This is a genomic window from uncultured Eubacterium sp. (genome assembly GCF_934295145.1).
GTDB lineage: Bacteria > Bacillota > Clostridia > Lachnospirales > Lachnospiraceae > Eubacterium_I.
Window position 1 is genome coordinate 1 of sequence record NZ_CAKRAS010000110.1, and the last position, 2,430, is coordinate 2,430.

Annotated in this window: 1 protein-coding gene; it reads left to right on the forward strand. The window is 34.8% G+C overall.

What is annotated here, in order from left to right; translation table 11 throughout:
* Nucleotides 1–996 precede the first annotated feature (996 nt).
* Nucleotides 997–2,202: a replication initiation protein gene (locus Q0I54_RS13215; protein WP_296119342.1), complete on the forward strand. Its 1,206-nt coding sequence runs from the start codon at nt 997–999 to the stop codon at nt 2,200–2,202.
* The last annotated feature ends 228 nt before the right edge of the window (nt 2,203–2,430 follow it).

Sequence of the window (2,430 nt, forward strand, 5' to 3'; positions counted from 1 at the left end):
AAGAAACGGACAAATGTGGGATGGCCGGAAAATCAAAGAAAAAGCGGGCTCTGGGCGAAGAAAGAGGCATATTTAGGCAAAGAAAAAGGCATATATTGGTCCTATATCTGTCCGTTAAATAAAAAATGAAGCCTTATTTTATGCCATTTTTGCTAAATAACGGACATTTATGGGAGGATTTTTGTGAACTTACGGCATAATTAAGGAAAAATGAATTGTGAAACAATTTAAATGCGGGAAGAAACGGACAATTTTGGGATAGGAAAACATGAACTAACGGACGTTTTTAGGATCAAATTTTGATAACTAACGGACATATGTAGGAAGAAAAGGCGCATTTTTTCGAAAGAAACGGACAAATATAGGGAATTTGAGTGGAAGAAACGGCATAAATGAGGCAAACAGATGTTTTAACGGACATTTATGGGAGGAATGAAAAAGAAAAAAATCTATATATTGTGCCGTAAGTTTGAAAAATATACTCTTTTAGCGGACAAATATAGGATGTATATGGAATTTATTACGGACATTTGTGGGATTACCCATCTTTTAACGGACATTTATAGGCCCAGTTTTTCGAAGAATAAGACATTTTTGGTATCGAACAGATGTTTTAACGGACAAATATAGGATATAACTTTATTTAACGGACATTTATGGGATGCAGAAAATCAAGATATGGACATATTTGGGAGAAAAATCCGCTATTTAGTGGACAAATGTAGGAGGCTACACAAGTTATAGCGGACATTTATGGGAAATCAGATTTAATTAACGGACAAATATAGGATAAATTAATATCTTTTAACGGACATTTATAGGTGTTGATAACTTTTTGAAAAAAGTCTGACAGTTTTTTCATTGACAAATTGAGGATTTAAAGGCATAATTAAGGAAATAAAAAAGAACGAAATAGTTTTCCTGTCTGATGCAGAAATGCAGCAGATTTTTCTGTGAAACAAAAGATACAATATGATATAAGGAACTTTATGACTGATGGCAAAGAATGAGATAGCAAAATCGGATAAAACGATGTTTCCTGATATGTTGAAGAAAAGTAATTTTCTCATTTCTTCCGTATACAGAGCATCGCTTTTAGAGAACAAAGTGCTGGCACTGGCATTGACAAAAGTGCGCCTGAGCGATCAGGGACGTCCGGTTGCGACACTTCGGACAAAAGAAATTAAAGAAGTATTACATGTAACCGGAAATGCAATGGGTACATATCTGAAAGATGTAGCTACTTCATTGGCTGGACGTACTATGTTTATTGAATCTGCAGATGGTAGTTTTAAATGTATGAGTCTGGTTGGTGTGGTTAGTTATGAATCTGGATCCGGCACGATGGAAATTAAGTTTGAACCGGAGATCAAAGATTATATTTATGATTTGAAAGCAAACTTTACAATGTTGAATATTCCGATGATGTTATCATTTCGTTCCGGGTGGTCGTATCGTTTATACGAGCTGCTTTCTTCGCGTGCCTATCATTCGAAATATGACAAGGAAACCGGCAATGTATTCCATATAAAATATGGTGTTTCAGAAATTAAACTTCATCTTGGTACAGTTCAGATCAAGGATGATAAAGGAAAGATCAATCGTGATATTCAGCGTGAGTTGGAGAAAAAAGAAATCGATTATGATTATATTGTCAATGAACTGGTACATGAAAAGCTGAAATCTTTTGATAAATGGTGTGATTTTAAGCGCCGTGTTCTGGATGTGGCAGTCAATGAAATTAATGAAAAATCAGATATTTCTGTAAAATATGATCTGATGCGAAGTGGCCGTGGTGGAAAAATCTATGGTATTGATTTCGAGGTTACAAAGAAAGATATGACGGTGGAGCCAACCATTGAAGAGGAAGTTCCTACACCAGGAGATGCAGAACTGGATGATCTGATCGATAAAGTTATGGACATTATTGATGAGAAAATCAAGATTTCCCAGGCAAAAGCATTGTTGAAAGTTGCAAATTACGATATTAACAAGATTGAATATGCTTACGAGCTGGCCTGCAAGCAGGAAAATATCCATAATCTGATTGGATGGCTTACTTCTGCAATACAGAATGGCTATGAAGATAACCCGATCCATAAAGTAAAAGGTTATTCTCAGAATGAAACTGAGGAATTTGACGAGTATATGCAGCAAATGAGGCTGGAACACTTTGCAAATATGGAAACAGAAGAAAAATAATCATAAGTTTTATGAAAGTGAAATATAAAAGCACCGATAATACATTTTTCATATCTTATCGGTGCTTTTATATTATTTTTTTTGAAAAATATCCTATAAATGTCCGCAAGTTATCCTATAAATGTCCGTTAGTTCGACAATCCTAAATATGTCTGCAAATTAGCCCATAAATGTCCGTTAATTCGAATATCCCAAATATGTCTGTAAATTAGCCCATAAATGTCCGTT